Consider the following 17,308-nt stretch of genomic DNA (forward strand, 5'->3'; position numbering starts at 1 on the left):
TAAAATATAAAAGCTCCTTAAAGATTTAAGGAGCTTTATTTTGTTAGGTATGCATTTGTAATTTTTAGCTATTAATCAATCAAAATGGGGAATACCTAAACATAAGGACTGCAATCTATGTAATATATTCATGAATTCAAAATCGATTTTAATATATTAATTGTAAACTTTCACCTACTAGTTTTATGGTTATTTAATAAAAAAAAGCTGTTCTAATTAAAGAACAGCTTCTCTTTTTCAAAGCAATTTAATCACATTTATAGCGATCAATAATGTTGAACACTATAAATTTCTTACTATTATAAAGGTGGTAAAACAACCTTGTCGATAGCATGAATAACGCCATTGGAAGCTTGAACATCAACAGCAATTATGTTGCTTACTCTGCCGTTTGCATCAGTTAAGGTTGCACCACCAGTAATATTTGCTGTTATGTTTCCACCTAAAGTACCAACAGTCATGTTATCCATTAAAGCACTTGATCTTACGTTTGCACCTGCAACCGCATGCATATCTAACGTAGCTTTTAAAGTTGGTTCTGGGATATCACCTAAAGTTGCTACATTTAATTCTGTTAATAAATCACCAAAGGCTGCATTAGTAGGTGCAAAAACTGTAAAAGGTGCTGGAGCTGTTCCATTTGGTGTAGAAAGTGTCCCTACGTAGTCAAACGTTAAATCGTCTCTTGTTAATGCTGCAACCAAAGTTTCAAAAGTAGGATCCGCTAATGCAAAATCGACTACAGTTGGTAATCCAATAACCGCATCCACAGCATGGATAACACCATTTGTTCCCACAACATCTGCTATGGCTACCGTAGAAATTCCGTTAAATTCAACACCAAATGCAGTATTAAAATATAAACTCATTGGGTTGTTTCCAGCACCAGTTGCACTAGTTGTGGTATAACCCGCACCCATATTTACTAAATCTGTAGAAAAGGTGGCACCTGCTAATACATGGTTTAAAAGTACTTGCGATAATACATCGGTTGGTACATCACCTAACCCAGAGAATCCGTTATCCGCTAAAAAATTAGCGAAAGCTGCATCAACTGGTGCTAAAACTGTAAATGGTCCACCTCCTTGTAATACGGAAACTAAATCACCATCAGCAGCACCTAAAGCGGCTACTAAATTACTAAAGCTCGAATTTGCAAGGGCGTGATCTACCACGTCTGGTAAGCCAATAACACCATCAACTATGTGAATGATGCCGTTAGATGCTTCAATATCGGCAGTTGAAACAGATGATACATTATTAAAACGTACATCGTTGTTGGCTGTATTGAAATATAAACTCATGCTTGCACCACCTGCACCTGTTGCATTAGTAGATGCATAACCAGAGCCTTGACTTACCAAAGCGGTTGAAGGCACAGATCCAGAAATTACATGATTTAAAAGTATTTGTGACAATACATCTGTTGGTACATCATTTAAGGAAGCAAATCCATTGGCTGATAAAAATGCTGCAAACGCGTCATTATCAGGCGCTAAAACGGTAAATGGTCCTGATCCTTGTAATACTGAAACTAAATCTCCGTCGGCAGCTTGTAATGCAGCTACTAACGAACTTAATTCAGGCGTGGCCAACGCTAGATCTACAATGTTATTTTGTTGTGCTGGCGGCGTGTAAATGTTGTTATCATCATCACTACTACAGGATGTGATAAATAAGACTACTAGTAATGTAGCCGAAAATCTTTTTAATGCTGTTAATGTTTTCATTTTGTTAAGTTTTTATGTTTGTTTAGCAAATATAACAAAACATTAAACAAAAACCCTAATTATGTTTATTAAAATTAACAAAACTTTAAACAAAATAAATTATTTAGCCTGTAATTAGGACCGCTTAGGAAGAAGAGATATTACTTGATTTTCGTATCTTTGCACCCAATTATGGAAAACAAAAAACGTGTTATCGTCGGATTATCTGGAGGTGTAGATTCCAGTGTAGCAGCCTATCTTTTAAAAGAGCAGGGCTTTGAGGTTATTGGCTTGTTTATGAAAAATTGGCATGATGATTCTGTAACGATATCTGATGAATGTCCTTGGTTAGATGATAGTAATGATGCCATGTTAGTGGCGGATAAATTAGGAATCCCATTTCAGACAGTCGATTTAAGTGAAGAATACAAAGAGCGTATTGTTGATTATATGTTCAAGGAATACGAAAGCGGGCGAACCCCAAATCCTGATGTGCTTTGCAACCGGGAAATCAAGTTTGATGTGTTTATGAAAATCGCTTTAGATTTAGGAGCGGATTTTGTAGCAACAGGTCACTATTGCCGTAAAACATCTTTTGATAAAAACGGTGAAACTATTCATCAATTATTAGCAGGCGTGGATGACAATAAAGATCAATCCTACTTTTTATGTCAATTATCGCAAGCGCAATTAGCAAAATCATTATTTCCTATAGGCGAGTTAACAAAACCAGAAGTTCGAGATATAGCAACAAAATTGGATTTAGTGACAGCTGATAAAAAAGACTCTCAAGGTTTGTGCTTTATTGGAAAAGTTAGGTTGCCAGATTTTCTACAACAACAGTTAAAACCAAGAGAAGGCGTTATAGTTGAAATTCCAAGCACCTATGCAGATTATGAAATTTCAAACCCGATTTTTGATTCTAAAGAATTGGAATTAGCCTATTTATCTAGAAAAGCGGATTATAACGTTACGGACGGAAAAGTAGTTGGTAAACACCAAGGTGCTCATTTTTACACTAAAGGACAGCGCAAAGGATTGGCGGTTGGAGGAACCGTGGAACCATTATTTGTCATTGATACTGATGTTAACGAGAATGTGATTTACACAGGTCAAGGAAAAGCACACCCTGGATTATATAAATCAGCTTTATTTATTTCAAATGATGATTTGCATTGGGTTCGTGAAGATTTAGCACTATCCAAAGGGGAAACCATGACGGTTTTAGCGCGTATTCGCTACAGGCAACCATTAGAAAAAGCCACGTTATATCGTGTAGAATCTGGTTTATATATTGAGTTTTCAAACCCACAGTCAGCCATAGCTGAAGGGCAGTTTGCAGCGTGGTATTTAAATGATGAACTTATTGGTTCAGGCGTAATTTCATAGGGATTAGGTACGTTTATATATTTCGCATCGTCTTTATTAGTTACTATATTTCAAATTAAAAACACATTATATTATGTCCAATAAAATCACCAAACTTTTTAATATTCAATATCCAATTATTCAAGCTGGAATGATTTGGAATTCAGGTTGGCGTTTAGCTTCAGCATCTAGTAACGCTGGAATTCTAGGCTTGTTAGGAGCGGGAAGTATGTATCCTGATGTGTTACGTGAGCATATTCAGAAATGTAAAAAAGCAACTGATAAACCCTTTGGTGTTAACGTGCCTATGTTATATCCAAATGTGGAAGAAATCATGAATATTATTGTGGAAGAAGGTGTAAAAATTGTTTTTACCTCGGCAGGAAATCCAAAAACATGGACAAGCTGGTTGCAAGAGCGTGGCATTACGGTTGTCCATGTGGTGAGCAGTGTAAAATTTGCCTTAAAAGCACAAGATGCTGGTGTGGATGCGGTTGTAGCCGAGGGTTTTGAAGCTGGTGGACATAATGGTCGCGATGAAACCACAACACTAACATTAATTCCCATGGTAAGAGAACAGCTGACCATTCCATTAATTGCAGCTGGCGGTATTGCTACCGGAAAAGCCATGTTAGCTACTATGATTTTAGGTGCCGATGCCGTTCAAGTGGGAAGTCGCTTTGTGGCTAGTGAGGAAAGTTCAGCCCATCAAGCTTTTAAACAGGTTGTTGTGGATGTCAAGGAAGGTGATACCCAATTAACCTTAAAAGAATTGGCACCAGTACGCTTGGTTAAAAACAAATTCTACGACGAAATTCAGGAACTTTATAAATCATCTCCATCACCAGAACAATTAAAAGAGCTATTAGGTCGTGCGCGTGCTAAACGGGGTATGTTTGAAGGTGATTTGAAAGATGGCGAATTGGAAATTGGTCAAATAGCAGGACTTATTCACGATATAAAACCTGTAGCAGAAATTGTAAAGGATATGCTGAAAGAATTTGATTTAGCTAAACAAGTGGTAGCCACATTCTAATCAACCTTCTGATTGAAAATTTTAAATGGAACAGCAAACAGTTTACTCGACCCGTTTGCTGTTTTGTTGAATTCCGCTAATAAACTATTTATTGATAACGGTTTCTCGTGTTCAACTATAGTGTTATCGCGCTTACTTGTAAAGTACAAAGTGTCATTTTTAACAAATGGGCAATAATCCATTTTCTCCGAGTTTACAAAAGGGCCTAAATTTTCGGCTGAAGACCAACCCGTTTTTAATTTCTTACTAATATATAAATCACCACTTCCTAATCCATCAGGCCGATTATAAGCGCCAAATATAATATAGGATTCATCGGGCGCAATGAAAGCATTGTATTCATAGCCATCAGAATTTACGGTGTTAGGCAGGGTTTCTGGTTCTAAATACGTACCATTTTTAAATAAGCTTACATAAATATCATCTTTCGTATTCTTCAAGTTATCAGCTCTTGTAAAATAGAGATTCCCATTATTTGCAATGGATGGGTAAAATTCGTCATTAATAGAATTAACAGGTTCACCCAAGTTTTTAGGTTTAGACCAGGGTTCATTTATATTTTTCTTTTCCACATACCAAATGTCAAAATCTTTAGGTTTTAATTCATTATTAAGCGGTCTTGAGGAAGCAAAGTAGAGTTTTAATCCATCTGTTGAGAAACAAGGTTCTAAATCAAAATGTTGGCCAGAAAAGCCAGCTACTTGAGGTTCTTGCCAAACACCATTAATTTTTTTTAACGAAATTATAGCGGAAAGATTACCCATTACACTTTGTGCCGTAAATAGAATTTCATTGCCATTAGGTGCAATGGCTATATCCCTAACATTTGGAAATTGCCCAGCTATTTCTGGCAAAAAAGGTTCAGGACTGTCTTGAGCCAAACCATAATTTAAACATAACAAAAACGCAAAGAGGTAACTAAATTTCATAAAAAACTAAATTAGGCTGACAAGTTAATATAATACATAATATGGAAATCTTAACACAATGTTAATCCCAGCAAAATAAGAATAAAAGAACCTTTACATAATATGTAAACCCATTGGAATATACTACTTTTGCAAAATGGTTTTAAGCGACTACACGAAAGAGTTTAAATACAACTGGCAACTGGCAGCTCCTGTTATGTTGGGTATGTTGGGACACACTTTTGTAGGATTTGTAGATAATATCATGGTTGGCCAATTAGGAACCGCTGAATTAGCGGCTGTGTCTTTAGGTAATAGTTTTATGTTTATTGCCATGTCTTTAGGAATTGGTTTTTCAACAGCTATAACGCCTTTAGTTGCGGAAGCCGATGCGGAAGGAAATTTTGCTAAAGGTAAATCAGCATTTAAGCATGGCTTGTTTTTATGTACATCTTTAGGGTTATTTTTATTTTTACTACTCTTATTTGCCAAACCGTTAATGTACCTAATGAAGCAGCCTTTGGAGGTAGTAGAATTAGCTATTCCGTATTTGGATTGGGTAGCCTTTTCACTAGTGCCTTTAATTGTTTTTCAGGCATTTAAGCAGTTTAGTGATGGCTTATCCATGACCCGTTATCCTATGTATGCTACTATTGTAGCCAATGTTGTTAACGTGGTTTTAAACTACGTCCTTATTTTTGGAAAATTTGGTTTTCCTGAATTTGGTATTGTTGGAGCAGCCTATGGCACATTAATCTCACGTGTGGTCATGGTTGTTTTCCTTTGGTGGATTCTTAAAGGACATAAAAAATCGAGAGATTACGTTACTAATATCAAAATATTTGCGCTAGATAAATTAGAACTCAAAAAAGTAATTAATTTAGGCTCACCAAGTGCTATGCAAATGTTTTTTGAGGTTGCCATTTTTACAGCCGCCATTTGGTTGAGTGGTTTGTTAGGTAAGAATGCACAGGCAGCCAATCAAATTGCTTTAAATTTATCATCCATGACTTTTATGGTGGCAACCGGTTTAAGTGTCGCATCCATGATACGTGTTGGTAACCAAAAAGGATTAAAAAACTACTTCGAGTTGCGCCGAATTGCCTTTTCAATTTTTTTACTAGGAATGATTTTGGCGGTCACTTTCGGGCTGTTATTTTTTATCTTCCATCAGCAATTACCAACATTGTATTTAGATAATTCAGATGTTCTAAACGCGGTGGATAACGCTGAGGTATTACGTATAGCAGCCAATTTATTAATTGCGGCTGCCATTTTTCAAATTAGTGACAGTATTCAAGTGGTTATGCTTGGTGCATTGCGTGGTTTGCAGGATGTAAAAATACCCACTATTATAACCTTTATTTCCTACTGGATCGTTGGGTTTCCCATAAGTATATACTTTGGGAGTGCCGAACGCTATGCTAGTTTTGGAATATGGATGGGTTTATTAGCAGGATTAACCGTAGCAGCAATTTTATTATTTATCCGATTTAACTATCTTACCAAACGTTTAATTTTATCTAACACCTAACAACCATATATGGAGTTCCCAAAATTTTTATTAGGCGATAATACCGATTTTCCAGATGCTATTTTCGTTATTCATACCGATTTCCCTAGATTTATTATCAATTTAGAAAATGATGATGTAGAATGGTTGGAGGATTTTGATCAGCATGATCAAAAAGAATTGGAGATGGAAGCTGAATCGTTAATCCAGCAAGCAACCGATTTTTACGATCGTGAAATTGAACGTTACGAAGATTAATTATGCTTGAACAATTAGTACAACTCGACACTGAACTTTTTCTTTATTTAAATAATTTAGGAACAACCACTTGGGATGGATTTTGGATGTTTTATACCACTAAATTCTATTGGATTCCTTTTTATGCCGTTTTACTTTTTATAATTTTCAGAACACGAACGCCTAAACTATTTTTAATAACCATTTTTGTTATATTTCTAATGGTTTTGTTTACCGATCAAATGACCAATGTATTTAAAAAAGTATTGGTTATGCGTTTAAGACCCTGTCATGATCCTACTTTAGAAGGATTGGTTCGTTTGGTTAAACCACATTGTGGCGGGCAATTTGGTTTCTTTTCTGGTCATGCTTCTAACTCCATGGCAGTTGCTGTGTTCAGTGGTTTATTACTCCGTTTTAAATACAAGTATTTTATATTTCTAATGCTTATATGGTCAGTAGCTATGGGTTACAGCCGTATTTATATTGGCGTACACTTTCCATTGGATGTTATTTGTGGAATGGCATTTGGCGCAATGTCAGGCTTCATGTTTTACAAACTAGACCTGTTTTTACAAAAGCGTTATGGTGTGAAATAATTACTTTTTTGTCAATATGTAATAGTTAGCAAGGAGTCTATCTTTATACTGTCTTGATTCTTTAGAAACGGTATTCAAATTAAACGTATTAATTTTTTCTATCGAATAGGTTTCCTGAAGTTTATTGGAGTCTTCCGGGCTTATGCCAATCGTTAATAATCCAAAGTTAGGTTCTTTAGGTAAGGTCATTGTACCATCCTCATTTTTAATTGGTGGAATTTTTTGACCATATTCCCAAATCATTTCAGGTGCTATATAATTGAATTGGTAGAGTTTTAAATCGCCAGAAATATCAGAAGTAATCGGGTGGAAGTCCTCACTATTCAAAGCTTCCTTTAGCGGTAAAGCAAAAAGGAGTAAACTAGCATAAAGTCCTACAGCGCAAACGACAACCATGCGTATATTCATGTGTTTTAAGAATCTTAAAATGAAAAAACCCATAACAAACACGATAACTGACGCTAATATAAAAGAGAACCAATAACCTGTTAAATTATCTTTTAAAAAGGCAAAGGCTAAAAAAGGAAACGCAATGCCTACAATACCAATCAACCCAAAGTTGAAATAAACTGGAACGGTTTCACGTTTATTTTTCAAATTTTTAAATTCACGAATTACATAGTCTAGATAAAAACTGCAATTAATTGCTAAGGGAATTAAAACAGGCATTAAATACCGTGATTTCTTTTCAGGTATAAGAGACAGTAATATAACGGCAAAAATAGTCCATAAAAAACTAAATTTATAAGCTTTACGGTTTCTAACGCGGGTTTTTAAGTATGGATATAACAAACTGACAAATGCTGGAATCGTCCACAAACCACTTTGCGTAAAGAAACTCCAATAATAATAAAATGGGCGCACATTATAGCTACTCCAATTACCCGTTTCTTTTTCTGCAATTGCTAAAAATGTGGCTGGATCTTCTAATCGCACATATAAATACCACCAACCACCAACAGTAACCGCTAAAATTAATATAAGTAGGACGGGTATAAATTTCGATTTAAAACGGTTATATTTAAATGTAAATCCATAAGCCAATAAAAACGGTAATAATAAGGCGTAAAAACTAACGGGTCCTTTACTCAATATGGAGAAACCAATAAATACACTTGCCAAAAGTGCTGATTTCCATTGCGTTTTTGTCGCTTGGAAAAAGCAAAATAAATAGTAAATAGCAACACACATAAAGCCATGTGTAAAAATATCCCAAGGTGCTTCAATCATAATACCAATAACATAAAATGAAGTGGTAACAATAATTGCAGATAAAATTCCGAAAGATTGACTTTTTGTGATTTTTTTAGATAATTTAAAAACAAAAACGGCAATTATCATAATAAATAGAACCGCAGGCAATCGTATAGCAAAAACACTTTGTACACCAAAAATAGCAGCAGAAATAGCGGTAAGCCATGTTGGTAAAGGTGGTTTTTCATAACGGGCTTCGCCATTCATGGTTGTGAGTAGCCAGTTATTATCGGTTAACATTTCACGAGCTGTAATAAAATTTCGCGCTTCCATAATAGTCACGTCCATTACGTTTAAATTTGGAAGCAACACCAGTGCAATTCCAAAACAAATAAATAAAACGGGATATTTTTTAAGAAGCGGAAGCATATTTTCGGATTAAAATTAAATTCCTAATATAGATAATAGCACCCAGAATATGACCTGTAAATAACACAGGATCTCTTCTGAAAATAGCATAAGTTAAAATAAGAATAGAGCCTATTAAACTTAATAACCAAAAGCCAAAAGGTAGGGTTGATTCTTTTTGTTTCTCCGAATAGAGCCATTGGTATACAAAACGTAAAGTAAACACCACCTGCGAAACGATTCCTAATGTTAGTAGCCAGACGGGAATAGCTTCGTTTTTAAAGAGTTTCACCACGTCTATCGTATTATTGTTAAAATAGAAAATGGCAATAAATGTTGGCATTAATAATAAAAACCACTGCATGAATTTAGGGTACTTCTGCCATTGGTTTTGTAGTTGCAAATTCCTAATATATATAAAATAGGTTAAGCCTTGACCAAGCATAATAGCAAAATCATCACGTAAATATCCATATATAAATAGCAAGAATGAAGCAAATAAACTTAAAGTCCAAAAAATGGTAGGCGTAATAACGCGTTTTTGTTTTTCAGAATATAGCCATTGAAGAATAAGCCGAGACGAGAACAATATTTGCGCTAAAAATCCAATACTATATATGAGCCAATTACTCATTAATTGTGTTTCTCAACCGTATAATTAATATACTTTTTCTTCATCCAGAGATACGCGAAACAATCCATTAGCGGTCCAATTAAGCGATTCCAAACGCCAAATTTGGCTTCTCCGGCAACCCGTGGGAAGTGTTTGACAGGGACTTGTACAATCTTACCTTTTTGCAATAAAATCATAGCAGGAAGAAAGCGATGCAAACCTTCAAACATGGGAATCCGCTTGGCATAATCAGTTTTTATAATTTTAAGCGGACAACCTGTATCGTCCATGCCATCTTTAGTAAATGTACGGCGAATTCCATTGGCAATGGTAGAAGACATATTTTTAACAAAACTATCTTTACGGTTTGCGCGAACACCCGTTACCAAATCATAATCATTAATATGTTCTAAAAGCACGTTAAAATCCTTTGGATCGGTTTGTAAATCCGAATCTATATAACCAACCAATTCCGTGTCCGCATAATCAAAACCAGCTTTTATAGCCGCGCTTAAACCTCGGTTTTCCTTAAAACTAATATATTGAAATTCAGGATGTCTTTTAGCAATATCTTCAATATGCTGTTGACTGCTGTCTTTGGAGCCATCATTTACAAACAAAATCTTTGTTTTTCTGCTGGCTATTTGCATGTATTCTAATAATTCCTTTTCAACTCGCGGTAAATTATCTTCTTCATTATATACGGGAACTATAATTGTAAACTGGTAATCCATAAAATTAAAGTTGTACTACAAATGTATTCTTTTTTATAGAATTCTAATCTTACAGAAAAAAAATGTTTCTTTGTAATAGATATTAGATTTATGAAGATACTAGTTACTGGTGCAGTGGGATTTATAGGCTCGCATACAGCTGAACGTTTAAAAGACATGGGACATGATGTAATAGGTGTGGATAATTTTTCGCCGTATTATAGCGAATCTTTAAAGAAATTAAATGAAAAAGCTCTAAATAAAAAAGGTATTCCTGTTTTAAAATTGGATTTGCGTTCAAATAATTTGATTGACAACTTACCAACCGATATCGATTTTATTTTTCATTTTGCGGCACAACCAGGTATTTCTACTACTTCAACTTTTGAAGATTATTTCACTAATAATATTATTGCTACAAAAAACATAATAGATTTTGCCTTGCAATTAAAGGATTTAAAGTTGTTTGTAAATATTGGTACATCGTCAATTTACGGGCTAGAGGCAACGTTTCCTGAAACCGTAGCGCCCAAACCGGCCTCTCATTATGGTGTAACCAAATTAGCTGCCGAGCAATTGGTACTTCAAAAATCACGAGAAAAACAATTGAAGACTTGTTCATTGCGATTATATTCTGTTTTTGGACCTCGGGAACGCCCTGAAAAAATGTATACCAAATTAATTGCCTGCGGATTTAATAAAGAAGCTTTTCCGTTATACCAAGGCAGTTCTACCCATTTACGCAGTTTTACCTATGTAGATGATATTGTAGATGGTGTTGTTAGTGTAATGAATGCTATTGATGCTGTTGATGGTGAAATTATTAATCTTGGAACTGAAGTAGAACATACTACACAAGAAGGTATTGATGCGGTTGCTCATGTTATGGATCTGAATATTGCTATTCAACATGTGTCTGCTAGAGCTGGTGATCAATTACGAACCAAAGCTATTATTGATAAAGCGAGAAGCTTACTAAATTATAATCCGCAAACCACCTTATTAGAAGGTGTGGAAAAGCAGGTAGCTTGGTATAAAACCAATTTTCTATAATTCCGGTTTTAACTGCAATAAATAATCCGCAGCAGCAAAAGGTGTTGTTTTCTGCGCCTCAATTAATGCTATCTGTACGTTTAATGCTTTTTTAATGACCTCATTATTAAAGAAGTCCGCATGCAGTTGGTCTTTAATGGTTTCAATTAACCAGAACTTATTTTGCTCATGACGTCGCTGCTCAAAGTATCCATTGCTTTGCGTTTGCGTCACATATTTATCTATAGTTTCCCAAACGGTATCTATTCCTTCATCATGCAAGGCGCTACATAATAATACTTTGGGTTGCCATTCAGAATCTTTAGCTGGATATAGATGTAATGCGCGATTAAATTCTACTTTAGCAATTTTAGCGGCTTTCATGTTTTCGCCATCGGCCTTATTAATGGCTATAGAATCGGCCATTTCAATAATACCGCGTTTAATGCCTTGTAGCTCATCGCCAGCACCTGCTAATTTAAGGAGCAGGAAAAAATCTACCATACTATGAACTGCCGTTTCACTCTGACCAACGCCAACGGTTTCAATTAATATGGTGTCAAAACCAGCAGCTTCACACAAGATAATAGTTTCCCGAGTTTTTCGCGCCACACCACCTAAAGATTCCCCTGATGGCGATGGCCTGATGTAGACATTCGTGTCCTTTACTAAATCCTCCATTCGGGTTTTATCGCCTAGAATGCTTCCTTTTGTAATAGAACTACTTGGGTCAATAGCTAGAACGGCAATTTTTTTTCCTGCTTTGGATAAATATGTTCCGAAGGATTCAATAAATGTACTTTTACCAACACCAGGAACACCTGTAATCCCAATTCTAACTGATTTATTAGCATAAGGAAGGCAGCCTTTTATAATAGCATGTGCCTGATCAGCATGATTTTTGTTTTTGCTTTCAATTAAGGTTATTGCGCGACTTAAAGCTGTTATATCACCTTTTAAAATACGTTCAATAAGTTGTGGAGTTGTTGGTTTTACATCTCTTCGACTACGTATAGCATCAATAATAGCCTGATTGATGGTTTCGGGTTGCGAAACACCAGCCTGTTCTTGTAGTGCTTTTTTATGTGACGTTTTTTTAGTCAAAAGTTTCTATTGGTACGGCTATTTTGGTTTCATCCCAAGCCATAGTTAGTGATAATTGATCTAATGCATTGTCAAACCCAATTGTAAATTGTTCCACCGTAACTCCTGTGTCTTCCACGGGAACGGTAACGGTAATGACATCAAATTCGGGTTCACGCATGGGTTTCATTTCTGTATCAACTCCCCAAGCATATTGTTTGGAATTAAACATAACTTGCCATGTAGAATCGTTTGGAATGGTCCATAGGGTATATTTTCCCGCAGGAAGCGAATCATTGTTTATTTTTAAGGCTTTACTCGTTTTAAAGGTTGTGGCTTCGTTGGCACCTGTTCGCCAAACTTGCTTATAAGGAACCAAACCACCAAAAACTTCGCGACCGCGTTTAGAGGGTCTGTTATAAACTATATCTAGCTGTAAATCATTTTTAGAAAAGGATACAGTATCAATTGGACTTTTTCTTGGTGCAAGTAAACTGCCATCCACAAAAAAGGAATATAAAAACAAACTGATGGCAATTAGAAATAAGCATCCCAAAAACCATTTAAAAAATCTATTCATAGGGTATTTTAATTAATGATATAAAGGTACTTCAAATGTTATTTTTAATGAAGGGCTATCACATTTTTTTAAGACTTATTTTTAATCTTGAAAAAAAGATGCGGATTTTTGCAACACATCACTTTTTTCATCGTCATTAAGATGAACCAAACCATTAAAACCAAAAAGTAAAGCATGTTTCAACTTGAAATTATTGAAAAATGCAAAGCAAACAACCGTCAAGCACAAATGCAGTTATACAACCAGTACTGCCAAGGTATGTATATTGTTGCAAGACGATTTGTAAAGCATGATGCCGAAGCTGAAGATATTGTTCAGGATGCCTTTATTAAAGCGTTCTCTAAACTGGATCAGTATCAAGCAGAAGTTACTTTTGGAGCCTGGTTAAAGCGCATTGTTATTAATACGAGTATAGACATGTTAAAAGCACAAAAACACCAACTGGTGGAACTTGAAGCTGCGCATTTAAATGTGGTGGACTCGGGTAATGACAATTGGTTAGTAGACGATACCGTGGAAGTTGTGGATGTTAAAGACGCTATTTCAAGTTTAGCAGATAAATATCGATTGGTTCTCACGCTGTATTTACTGGAAGGTTATGATCATCAAGAAATTTCAGATATTTTAAATATTACCGAAGTTTCTTCCAGAACACAACTTTACCGAGGTAAGTTACAATTACAAGAATTATTAAAACAGAAAAAAAATGGCACGCGATATTAGAGATTTACTCAAACAGAATAATGCGGAAACCAAAACTGTCATGCCTTCAGGACATGAAGCTCGTTTTCAGCAGAAATTGAACAAAAGCTTTCCACAAAAGAAAAAGCATAGTTTTTTATGGATGCAAATTGCAGCAAGTGTTGTAATTGTTTTGGGATTGGGTTTTGGTGTGTATGCTGTTTTCAATGAACCCGTTAAAACGAATCAGGTTGTTGAAGTTGCTCCTGAAAAATCACCTTTAAAAACACTAGGCGATATTTCTCCAGACTTTAAAAAAGTAGAGGATTATTATTTGGCAAATATTAATTTGGAGTTGTCCAAAGTGACCTTAACTTCAGAAAATAAAGATCTCATTGATGGCTATATATCACGTTTGGATGCTTTAAATGCGGAGTATAAGCGATTGTCTGTTGAGTTAACCGAGCAAGGTCCCAATGAATTAACGGTAAGTGCATTGATAACAAATTTGAAATTTAGATTAAATCTCATGTATCGTCTTAAAGACCAATTACACAGTTTAAAAAACTCTGATTCACATCAGAAGAAAAATAACGTATAAAACATTAGTATTATGAAAAACATAAAATTTTTGCTTCTCTGCTTACTTTTTGCAGGTAGTATAAATGCCCAACAACGTGTAGATAAAATATCGCAATCCTTACAGGTTAATGATGATGTAACCCTCGATATACATGCGAGTTATACCAACATAATCATCGATACTTGGAATAAAGATATTATTGAAGTTGAAGCTTATATTGAAAGTGACGCGCTATCAAAAGAAGCACTAAAAAAACATGTGGATGCTTGGAAGGTCCAGGTGGAAGGTTCCAAAGATTATATCACAATAAAATCTAATTCGGAAGGTGATAGTTGGTCCGATAGTATGAGTCTTTTTGATGTTCAATCAGTAGATGCTTTACAGAATTTGGAAATTGAATTAGCAGACATGCCTATTATGCCATTGGTTGATGGTTTAATGGCATCCCTTGACATGGCCAATATGCCTAAAATGCCTAATATGCCGAAACTCCCGGATTTGCCAGAAGGCATGAATACTACCAATTTTGATTTTGAGCGCTATAAAAATGAAGGCGAAGTATATATGGATAGGTGGAGTCGTGAATACAGTGCCAAATATGGCGATGCGTATGCTAGAAAAATGGAGGCTTGGGCAAAAAAAGTGGACACAGAGGCTTTTGAAAAATATGAAAAGGACATGGAAGCTTGGGGTGAAAAATTCGGTGAGCAATTTGGAAAAACCTTTGAAAAAGATATGGAAGCTTGGGGCGAACAATTTGGAAAATCCTTTGGTGAAAGCATGGAAAAATGGGGCGAACAGTTTGGCAAAGAAATGGAAACTTGGGGTGAACAAATTGGAAAAGAAATGGAAGAACGTGCAAAGCTCATGGAAAAAGAACATGATAAGCATGAAGCTATACGACAAAAGCAAGATGCTAAATATCGAGCCATGTTTGATTCAGACATGGGGAAAAATATGAAAGTTAAAAAAACACTTAAAATAAAAATTCCCAAAGACGCCAGATTAAAACTGAATGTCAGACATGGTGAAATGAAATTCACTTCTATTATTCATAATCTCCAGGCGGATTTAAATCACACTAAATTTTTAGCATCACGCATTGATGGCGAACAAACCGCCATCAATGCATCTTATTCATCCCTTTTAATAAAGGATTGGCAGAACGGTAATTTAGAATTGAACTTTGTGGAAGCGGCAACCATACAAAATGTAAATGGGCTTGTATTAAATTCTAATTCGTCCAATATCCATATTGATAAACTGTCTGGTAATGCTATTCTTAATGGCAGCTTTGGGGATCTAGCCATTAGTGAAATAACGGATGACTTTAAGACTATTAATATTACATTAGATAATAGCAATGCAAATTTAAAACTGCCTCAAGCCGATTATAAATTACAGTATCACGGTAAGTATTCGCAATTCAAGCATCCTAAAAACACGAAGGGGCAAGCTGTTTCTTCTTTTAATTCTGGTAGTATTTCCAATAACAAAACGATTGTTGTTAATGCAAAATATAGTCATATAGTTATGGATTAGTTTCCTATTTTTGAGTTTTACATACTATGAACTCAACTCCCTTTTCTTCTTTTATACATGGCATTAACTCCATGCCTCTTTTTGTTTTAGATAAAAACATACCCTTGTCCAAATATGTATCCATAGATTTATCGGAGCAGAATTTATCACTACACACTTTTGATGTGTCCTCCTCTCAAGCTTGGGCTGTTTTTATAAACGATTATTGCCATCAAAAACGGGCAGAAGTTGCTTATGGCGGTTATAATGAAAAACGAAATATTTATAAACGCAGTACCTATTTCAATCAGCAAAATGCCGATACCGAACGTAATATTCATTTAGGATTAGATTTGTGGATTGCAGCAGGATCAGCTGTTTTATCGCCACTTGAAGGTGTTATTCACAGCTTTGCCAATAATGCTAACTATGGTGATTATGGTCCGACACTGATTTTGGAACATCAAATTAATGATGTTGTTTTTTACACCTTGTATGGTCATTTAAGTTTGGATTCATTAACCGACAAAAATGTGGGAGCTGCCGTTAAACAAGGCGAACAAATAGCAACCCTTGGTGCCGCTGAAGTAAATGGTGATTATGCGCCACATTTACATTTTCAGATAATTCGTGATTTGGAAGGTTTTGAAGGAGATTATCCTGGTGTTTGCAACAAAAAAAATCTGGACCATTTTTTACAAAATTGCCCAGACCCTAATCTCCTATTAAAACTATATTAATTAGTTAATTATCAATTTTTTTATTGTTTGGCCTAAATCGGTTTGTACTTTAAGGATGTAGGTTCCGGATTGGAAGTTAGTTACATCAATTTCAGCACTCGTTGTTTTAAGTACTTGACTTCCTAATAGTGTAAATATTTCTATATTATTAATAGAATTTGTTGTTTTGATAAATAAAATTTCAGATACAGGATTGGGGTAAATGTTGATAGTTTCCTTCAAATTAACGGCATCTAAATCTAGTGTTTGAAAGCTAATAGCGTTGGCCAAAGGATTATTTTGAGAATACAGATTTTGAGTCGCAATATTGATGTAATTTTCTATATAGATAGTATCAAAGACAGGGTCACCATTTTCCACAAAACGAATTTCACCACTTGATGGATTTGGATTGGCAATGACATCAAATAATACCAGTTCAAAAGGGCCTGCACCATTTAGTATGACGGAGTACTGACCCGCTTCATCACGGCCTAAAAAATAGGCATCACCAAATACGCCCGGTCCCATGGACATAGATGCCCATTCGGAGGCTGGAAGATTGGAGTTGCCTGTTACAAAATTCCCGATGGTTAAACCTGTGGGGACATAAAAACCTGCGCCCATATCGTCGGTGCTATGGTTGGTAACTGGTTCACTAGGTGTGGCTAATAAGGCCATTTGGTAATTACCTGTATTTGCATTAATTCCAACAAATGACAGACTAAACTCATAGGTTGCTTGTGCATGGATAGTAATACTTATTACTAATAGGAATGCCGTTATATATAGTTTTTTCATGACGTTTTGT

18 protein-coding genes are annotated in these 17,308 nt (G+C 35.4%); 10 read left to right on the forward strand and 8 right to left on the reverse strand.

The features are described 5' to 3' along the window. Positions 1 to 299 precede the first annotated feature (299 nt). A complete protein-coding gene (locus tag ACN0QX_RS09460) occupies positions 300 to 1,730 on the reverse strand; it encodes a fasciclin domain-containing protein (RefSeq protein WP_417196603.1) in 1,431 nt (476 codons plus the stop codon). 171 nt (positions 1,731 to 1,901) lie between these two features. Here ACN0QX_RS09460 and mnmA point away from each other — a divergent pair, with 171 nt between their 5' ends. Both mnmA and ACN0QX_RS09470 read left to right on the forward strand, forming a co-directional pair. Continuing rightward, positions 1,902 to 3,098 carry a tRNA 2-thiouridine(34) synthase MnmA gene (mnmA, locus tag ACN0QX_RS09465; protein ID WP_248395151.1) on the forward strand — a complete coding sequence of 399 codons (1,197 nt, stop codon included), beginning with the start codon at positions 1,902 to 1,904 and terminating at the stop codon, positions 3,096 to 3,098. A 73-nt stretch (positions 3,099 to 3,171) separates the two neighbouring features. Continuing rightward, the gene (locus ACN0QX_RS09470; protein WP_417196605.1) at positions 3,172 to 4,113 is read left to right on the forward strand and encodes an NAD(P)H-dependent flavin oxidoreductase; all 942 of its coding nucleotides are present in this window, start codon (positions 3,172 to 3,174) and stop codon (positions 4,111 to 4,113) included. On the opposite strand, the gene ACN0QX_RS09475 is transcribed toward ACN0QX_RS09470, so the two are convergent. Then, positions 4,110 to 5,042 carry a TolB family protein gene (locus ACN0QX_RS09475; protein WP_417196606.1) on the reverse strand — a complete coding sequence of 311 codons (933 nt, stop codon included), beginning with the start codon at positions 5,040 to 5,042 and terminating at the stop codon, positions 4,110 to 4,112. The two genes, ACN0QX_RS09470 and ACN0QX_RS09475, sit on opposite strands and share 4 nt — an antisense overlap. Before the next feature lie 136 nt (positions 5,043 to 5,178). Between ACN0QX_RS09475 and ACN0QX_RS09480 the strand changes: the two genes are divergently transcribed. Genes ACN0QX_RS09480 through ACN0QX_RS09490 form a run of 3 tightly spaced genes read left to right on the forward strand, consistent with a single transcriptional unit; the run spans position 5,179 to position 7,370 of the window. After that, positions 5,179 to 6,555 carry an MATE family efflux transporter gene (locus ACN0QX_RS09480; protein ID WP_417196608.1) on the forward strand — a complete coding sequence of 459 codons (1,377 nt, stop codon included), beginning with the start codon at positions 5,179 to 5,181 and terminating at the stop codon, positions 6,553 to 6,555. Positions 6,556 to 6,564: 9 nt separating this feature from the next. Further along, on the forward strand, positions 6,565 to 6,792 hold the full coding sequence (locus tag ACN0QX_RS09485; protein ID WP_248395147.1) for a hypothetical protein: 228 nt from the start codon (positions 6,565 to 6,567) through the stop codon (positions 6,790 to 6,792). A 2-nt stretch (positions 6,793 to 6,794) separates the two neighbouring features. Beyond that, a complete protein-coding gene (locus ACN0QX_RS09490; RefSeq protein ID WP_248395146.1) occupies positions 6,795 to 7,370 on the forward strand; it encodes a phosphatase PAP2 family protein in 576 nt (191 codons plus the stop codon). Here ACN0QX_RS09490 and ACN0QX_RS09495 read toward each other — a convergent pair whose 3' ends face one another. Genes ACN0QX_RS09495 through ACN0QX_RS09505 form a run of 3 tightly spaced genes read right to left on the reverse strand, consistent with a single transcriptional unit; the run spans position 7,371 to position 10,319 of the window. Next, on the reverse strand, positions 7,371 to 8,993 hold the full coding sequence (locus ACN0QX_RS09495) for an ArnT family glycosyltransferase (protein ID WP_417196611.1): 1,623 nt from the start codon (positions 8,991 to 8,993) through the stop codon (positions 7,371 to 7,373). Next, the gene (locus tag ACN0QX_RS09500; RefSeq protein ID WP_248395144.1) at positions 8,977 to 9,606 is read right to left on the reverse strand and encodes a lipid-A-disaccharide synthase N-terminal domain-containing protein; all 630 of its coding nucleotides are present in this window, start codon (positions 9,604 to 9,606) and stop codon (positions 8,977 to 8,979) included. The genes ACN0QX_RS09495 and ACN0QX_RS09500 overlap by 17 nt, the downstream gene beginning before the upstream one ends. Further along, positions 9,606 to 10,319, reverse strand: coding sequence for a glycosyltransferase family 2 protein (locus tag ACN0QX_RS09505; RefSeq protein WP_417196613.1), 714 nt, complete (start codon positions 10,317 to 10,319; stop codon positions 9,606 to 9,608). The genes ACN0QX_RS09500 and ACN0QX_RS09505 overlap by 1 nt, the downstream gene beginning before the upstream one ends. A gap of 90 nt (positions 10,320 to 10,409) precedes the next feature. Between ACN0QX_RS09505 and ACN0QX_RS09510 the strand changes: the two genes are divergently transcribed. After that, complete coding sequence (locus tag ACN0QX_RS09510) at positions 10,410 to 11,351, forward strand: NAD-dependent epimerase/dehydratase family protein (RefSeq protein WP_417196615.1); 942 nt, start codon at positions 10,410 to 10,412, stop codon at positions 11,349 to 11,351. On the opposite strand, the gene meaB is transcribed toward ACN0QX_RS09510, so the two are convergent. Both meaB and ACN0QX_RS09520 read right to left on the reverse strand, forming a co-directional pair. Next, complete coding sequence (gene meaB / locus ACN0QX_RS09515; protein ID WP_417196617.1) at positions 11,346 to 12,434, reverse strand: methylmalonyl Co-A mutase-associated GTPase MeaB; 1,089 nt, start codon at positions 12,432 to 12,434, stop codon at positions 11,346 to 11,348. The two genes, ACN0QX_RS09510 and meaB, sit on opposite strands and share 6 nt — an antisense overlap. Beyond that, the gene (locus tag ACN0QX_RS09520; protein WP_376860242.1) at positions 12,427 to 12,993 is read right to left on the reverse strand and encodes a DUF2911 domain-containing protein; all 567 of its coding nucleotides are present in this window, start codon (positions 12,991 to 12,993) and stop codon (positions 12,427 to 12,429) included. Before ACN0QX_RS09520 ends, meaB begins: the two co-directional genes overlap by 8 nt. Before the next feature lie 174 nt (positions 12,994 to 13,167). Here ACN0QX_RS09520 and ACN0QX_RS09525 point away from each other — a divergent pair, with 174 nt between their 5' ends. Genes ACN0QX_RS09525 through ACN0QX_RS09540 form a run of 4 tightly spaced genes read left to right on the forward strand, consistent with a single transcriptional unit; the run spans position 13,168 to position 16,518 of the window. Beyond that, on the forward strand, positions 13,168 to 13,716 hold the full coding sequence (locus ACN0QX_RS09525; RefSeq protein WP_248395139.1) for an RNA polymerase sigma factor: 549 nt from the start codon (positions 13,168 to 13,170) through the stop codon (positions 13,714 to 13,716). After that, complete coding sequence (locus ACN0QX_RS09530; protein WP_417196620.1) at positions 13,700 to 14,275, forward strand: hypothetical protein; 576 nt, start codon at positions 13,700 to 13,702, stop codon at positions 14,273 to 14,275. Before ACN0QX_RS09525 ends, ACN0QX_RS09530 begins: the two co-directional genes overlap by 17 nt. Before the next feature lie 12 nt (positions 14,276 to 14,287). Then, positions 14,288 to 15,799 (forward strand): hypothetical protein, encoded by a 1,512-nt coding sequence (locus tag ACN0QX_RS09535; protein ID WP_417196622.1) that lies wholly within the window; start codon positions 14,288 to 14,290, stop codon positions 15,797 to 15,799. A 26-nt stretch (positions 15,800 to 15,825) separates the two neighbouring features. Next, positions 15,826 to 16,518 (forward strand): peptidoglycan DD-metalloendopeptidase family protein, encoded by a 693-nt coding sequence (locus ACN0QX_RS09540; RefSeq protein ID WP_417196624.1) that lies wholly within the window; start codon positions 15,826 to 15,828, stop codon positions 16,516 to 16,518. Here the strand turns inward: ACN0QX_RS09540 and ACN0QX_RS09545 are convergent, their stop codons facing one another. Then, the gene (locus ACN0QX_RS09545) at positions 16,519 to 17,298 is read right to left on the reverse strand and encodes a T9SS type A sorting domain-containing protein (RefSeq protein WP_248395135.1); all 780 of its coding nucleotides are present in this window, start codon (positions 17,296 to 17,298) and stop codon (positions 16,519 to 16,521) included. Positions 17,299 to 17,308 lie beyond the last annotated feature (10 nt).

Origin of the sequence: Bizionia sp., from assembly GCF_048259285.1 — a bacterium.
GTDB lineage: Bacteria > Bacteroidota > Bacteroidia > Flavobacteriales > Flavobacteriaceae > Algorimicrobium > Algorimicrobium hallyeonense.